Annotated in this window: 3 protein-coding genes; all 3 read left to right on the top strand. The window is 57.8% G+C overall.

The genetic code is table 11. The features are described from left to right. On the top strand, positions 1–1,741 hold a 1,741-nt coding region (locus tag U5A56_RS36615), incomplete at its 5' end, for a methyl-accepting chemotaxis protein (protein ID WP_321927344.1). A gap of 704 nt (positions 1,742–2,445) precedes the next feature. Beyond that, a complete protein-coding gene (locus U5A56_RS36610) occupies positions 2,446–4,143 on the top strand; it encodes a carboxylesterase/lipase family protein (RefSeq protein WP_257776083.1) in 1,698 nt (565 codons plus the stop codon). 90 nt (positions 4,144–4,233) lie between these two features. Next, entirely contained in the window at positions 4,234–5,157 is a 924-nt protein-coding gene (locus U5A56_RS36605) for an alpha/beta hydrolase (RefSeq protein ID WP_257776084.1), read from the top strand. The last annotated feature ends 346 nt before the right edge of the window (positions 5,158–5,503 follow it).

Here is a 5,503-nt window from a genome sequence, read left to right as displayed (position 1 = left end):
GTTTTTAGCCGCCGATCGCGCACAAGGCGGGGAAAACCGCCAATTGGCGGTCGACTTCATGCGACGCATCGCGGAAGCTAATCCCGACTATCTGGCGGTATGGACGATTTGGGAGCCCAATGCTTTCGACGGCCGTGATAGTGAGTTTGTGAGAAGGACTGCGGCCGATGACGGGACCGGCCGCTTTGTACCGACTTGGGGCAGATACACGGGAAAGCTTTCGCTCGAACCGGCGGCCAACTATGATCTCGACACAGCGGACGGTGACTACTATCGTCTGCCCCAGCGCGCGGGGCACGATATTGTCATGGAACCGAGCGTATACAGTACCGGGGGAACCGATATCCTGCTGTCGTTCATCGAGGTTCCAATGTTCGAGAAAGGAAAGTTTCTCGGTGTGACGGGCGTAGATATCTATTTCCCGAAGCTGCAAGCGGAGCTTGAGCGGATGCGCCCCTTCGGTACCGGATTTATTAGCTTGGTGTCGCAAGCAGGGAAGGGAATCGCCGATGGACGAGGAGCGGGTAAGACGTCGGTGAGCGAGAGTTTCGACTTCGAGCAACGTGCGGCCGTTCGCGCAGGGAGGAAGCTCGTTACCGAAGCCACGCTCGATGGCGAAAAGGTGCTGAGAATGTTGATTCCGGTTCCAATCGGCAAGACCAACACTTCCTGGTCGCTTGTCGTCACGGTACCTGAACGGGCGGTGTTAGCGGGCGTGGCGAAGCAACGCGCGTGGGCTGCGGCGATGTGCGTGTTCAGCATACTGGCCGTATCGATGTTGCTGGCACTTAATATCGATCGCTCAGTCCTGCGCCCCATGGGCGGGGAGCCTGGGGTAGCTCAAACTATTGCGTCGCGAGTTTCGGCAGGCGACCTGACGGGAAAAGTCTCCTTGGTGCAAGGGGATACGTCGAGCGTGATGGCGGCGATGGCGAGAATGCAGCAGAGCTTACGTCGAATCGTGTTGACGGTCCGCAACAACGCAGAAAGCATCGCTGTTTCATCTACGCAGATTGCCGAGAGCAACGAGGATCTAAGCGGTCGAACGTCTCAGCAGGCGGCTTCGGTAGAGGAGGCCAGCGCGTCGATGGAAGAGTTTGCAGCAACGATTCAGGAAAACTCGTCGAACGCATTTGAAGCGAGTTCGCTAGCGTCCGATGCAGCCGTTGCCGCAGCGAAAGGAGGCGATGCAGTGGAGCAGGTGGTGACGACCATGGGCCGCATCCACGAGAGTTCCAAGGAGATTGCCGACATCGTTGGTTTGATCGAATCGATTGCCTTCCAGACGAACATCTTGGCTCTAAACGCAGCGGTAGAGGCTGCACGCGCAGGAGAGAATGGGCGTGGCTTCGCCGTTGTCGCCGCAGAGGTACGCAATTTAGCGGCGCGATCTGCGTCGGCGTCCAAGGAGATTCGAGACCTCGTTGCAACCAATCAAGACCTGGTGACCCGAGGCGCCGGTCTTGCTGACGAGGCGGGTACGATGATGAACGATATCGTGGAGAGAATTCAGCGGGCGGCTGCAATCGTTAGCGAGATTTCAGCTGCGAGTGCGGAGCAAGAGAAAGCGGTTACCCAGCTCGACGTGGTTGTACGAGGAATTGACGACAACACGCAACGCAATGCCGCTCTGGTCGAACAGAGTGCGGCGGCAACGCAAGGTCTCCGGCATCAGGCGCAAGAGCTCGTCAAATTGGTGTCGATGTTCAAGATTCCAGCGCAGGCCGATCTAATAGCGTGACGGTTATGGCTGCGGGCTACGGATGTTGAAGGCGATTGTTGCGATGAGAGCTTTGTGAGAGTCTGCGCTCCGGCATCAGCGGACCGTCTGCGCTTGGCTCGGCACCGGTCACCTTGTTGTGCCCGCAAGCCAAATGCTATACGGGAAGTACTGGCAACGCGCAATCCCGTGCCTAGAGAGGGTCGCCGCAAACATCATCGGTATGAGAGCAAAAAAAGCTTGTCCCAAAATATTCGTTGTCGTAGATTTTGATAACAGGGTCATCGGGTGCGATTGCTAGGTTCACCTCGCGCGGTGGAACGTTATAGAAGTGGCATTACCTGGGCATCGGGTATCGCAGTCAGTGTGAGCGTCGACCGGAAAGTACAGCCAAACAACTTTGGGCTGTTTTTTTTGGTGTTTATACATACCAACTGGTCAGTTAAAAATCATTCTGGTCGGAATGTTGTGTGTGCTGGTGCTAGTGGCAACCGAAGTTCATTAGTGTGCGTGCGGCGGCACGCGAGCCTCGTATGGCGGTGAGCGTGGCGAACGGCGTAAAACCGGTGCTTTTCTCGCAGGCGGGCATTCTCAAATAACGTGTTGCATCGGGGTGACAGCTTGGGCGAGGCGGAGGCCGGAGCCTTGCAGCCCGTTTAAACACAATGGCTGAATTGTTCTCTCATCAAAGAGATCGGCGCAAACCATGGAAGAAGGGCAAGTCAATGGCTGACCAACATACGACGAGGGCCGAGGATGATCGCCAGGACGGCACACTCACCCGCCGCGAGTTTTTGCAGGTTGGAGGGGCGATCGCGGCCGCCGGCGTCGCGATTGCCGTACCGGGCCTGAGCGGAGCGGCAACTAACGGAGCGTTCCGCATCGTCAAGACCACGAACGGGCAGATTCGGGGTCGAGTGAGTCGCGGTGTCGCCGAGTTCAAAGGTGTCCAGTATGGTGCCTCAACGGCCGGGGCTAACCGATTCCTGCCGCCCCAGCCTGTCGTTCCGTGGACGGGTGTGCGCGACGCATTGGTGTTGGGTAACAGGTCCCCACAAGTCGAATTGGATTACCCGGCATGGCTCGATAGCAGCCCAGCGACTGAGAACTGCTTGGCGCTGAATGTCTTTGCCCCCGAAGGAGCAAACCCGCAATCGCGCCTGCCGGTAATGGTGTGGCTTCATGGCGGAGCTTACATTTTTGGATCGGCGTCATCGCCCCTCTATAAATGCGAGAACCTCGCTCGATTGGGGAACGTTGTGACTGTTGGGATTAACCACAGACTGAACATCTTTGGTTATGCATTCCTCAGTGATGACGCTGGCCATGAGTTTGCGACATCAGGAAATGCCGGCCACCTGGATATCGTCGCTGCGCTGAAGTGGATCCAGCAAAACATCGCCGTGTTCGGGGGAGATCCGGACAACGTGACGCTCTTTGGTGAATCAGGCGGCGGTGGGAAGATCACCGCGTTGCTGGGCATGCCGGCGGCCAAAGGATTGTTTCACAAAGCCATTATTCAGAGTGGATCGCTACTCCGGCAGAAGGACCCGAGCGCGGCAACTGAAGTCACTGACAGGATGTATTCAACGCTAGGCATACGTCGGGGCGATGTGCGGGCATTGCAACGCTTGAGCGCCAACGAACTGCTCAATTGCTTCAAGCAGTTGTTCACGAATACGGAGCCTGGAGTCTCCGACGACCTGCTGATCTACGGACCGGTTGCGGACGGAATTGTCATCCCGTCCCATCTGTGGGACGGTCACGCGCCCGAGTTGTCGAAGGACATTCCCATCATAGTTGGAACAAACACTCACGAAGCAGTCCTATTCATTGATAAGGAACTGTTCAAGCCAATTCTTGATGATAGGGTGCTGGCCAAGAGGATCGCGAGCTTTGGGCTGGTAGGGAAGGCGGACGAGCAGCAGGTGCGTCCCCTCATCCCACTTTACCGCCAAAAAATGCCTGGTCTGAACGACCGGGAGCTACTGGTTAGAATTGCGACCGATATTGGATTCTGGAGGGGGGCGGTACTGCAAGCGGAGATGCGCGTGCGTGCGGGCGGCGCGCCCGTCTACATGTACGAATGTACATGGGAGACGCCCTGTTATGGTGGGAAATGGGCTCCCCATGCTATTGACGTTCCATTCGTTTTTGGTGTGCAGCACTATCCCACAGCCTGGGATGGGAAGGACAGCGATGCAGCAAGATCCGCCGCGGATCCCGAGAATCATTGGAGCGTGGTTAGCAAGCAGATGATCGGAGCGTGGGCTTCCTTTGCTCAAACCGGCAATCCGTCAACTCGAGGGCTCGAATGGACACCGTACGACCTGACCAAGCGCGCGACCATGATGTTCGGCGAACGTTCCGGTATAGCCGATGATCCGCGGTCGAGCGTCCGCGATGCAGTGCTTGCCCTCTGACGGGCGCTGTATTTATTCCAGTAGCGCGCAACTGTGACGACACCCTCGCATGGTGACGGACACTTCCCGATGATTTTGGAGTAAAAGGCAATGCCGCTCGATTCTGAAATCGTCGCAATCTTGAAGGAACTCGAGTGCGAGCCGCCGATGGAAAGCCTTCCTGTCGACGTGATGCGCGCGCGACTGACATTCCCTTCGCTGGAGAAGCGCACCGCTGTAGGTCAAGTCATTGAAATCCAGATGCCGCTTGCGGGGCGCGTGTTAGGCGCGCGTGTGTATCGACCTGTGGTTGAGCGAAGCCGTGGTGCGATCGCCTATTTTCATGGCGGAGGCTTCGTGATCGGCAACCTCGACTCTCATGATCAGCTCTGTCGGGATCTTTGCGTTGGCAGCGGCGCTACCCTGATCTCGGTCGACTACCGTCTCGCGCCGGAGCATCGGTTTCCCGCTGCGATAGACGACTGCCTCGATGCAGTCCGCTGGATCGCGCAACACGCGAAGATGCTGTCGATAGACCCGACGAAAATCGTCGTCGCCGGCGATAGCGCGGGCGGAAATCTCGCCACCGTGACTGCGCTGCAGATCCGGGACAAAGGTGGCCCGGATCTGCGCGCGCAGGCGCTTATCTATCCAGTGACGGACTATCACACGCCCGCTAACAAGTCTTATATCGAAAACCAATCGGGCTACTCGTTGACGCGCGCGGCGATGATCCGGTTCTGGAGCGAGTATCTGGCTGATGCACAGGAGGCGCGACATCCGTATGCGTGTCCGCTTCGCGCGCCGTCGCTGGAGGGTTTGCCGCCGGCGCTTGTCGTTACGGCGGAATTTGATCCGTTGCGCGACGAGGGTGAAGCCTATGCTGATCGAGTGTGTAACGCCGGTGTGCCAGTTACTCGATGGCGCTATGACGGGATGATTCATGGGTTCTTTCGAATGTCGGCGGCTTGTGCGAGAGCGAAAGAGGCGGTGAACCGTTCTGCCGCCTGGATAGGTGATGCGATGGAGCGGTGAACGTTTCGGGCGGGGGCTCTTGTGGCGACGCCCGATAGGGAGTTCGAATCGATTATCCAGGCCAATGCCGAACGCTACGGCGTCATGTACACCAATATGTCGGCGCACGCCGTGCGCAAGCAGGTTGCGAAGACGAGGGCGTGTGACTGTGGGTTTATCCCTGGAAGGGGGCACCGGGCTTTTGGGGCATCGCTGTGCCTTTGCTGCAGGATGCCGGCATATTGTTGCTGCCATTGTGCCGGTGTTCACACCGGCGTGCCTTAGTGATGCGCGTCGAGTCCGGACGGGGAAACTCGGGAAGGAAGTGATGAATAGTGCGCGCGTCTCGGGCGACGATTCGACGGAT

It is taken from the genome of Burkholderia sp. BCC1998, from assembly GCF_905339875.1.
Classification (GTDB): domain Bacteria; phylum Pseudomonadota; class Gammaproteobacteria; order Burkholderiales; family Burkholderiaceae; genus Burkholderia.
Note: the sequence above shows the minus strand (reverse complement) of the source record. Positions and strands in the feature narration are given on the sequence as shown.

Excerpts from the sequence above, each read along its gene's own strand:
- U5A56_RS36610 (WP_257776083.1), top strand. The coding sequence starts at position 2,446 with ATGGCTGACCAACATACGACGAGGGCCGAGGATGATCGCCAGGACGGC.
- U5A56_RS36605 (WP_257776084.1), top strand. The coding sequence starts at position 4,234 with ATGCCGCTCGATTCTGAAATCGTCGCAATCTTGAAGGAACTCGAGTGC.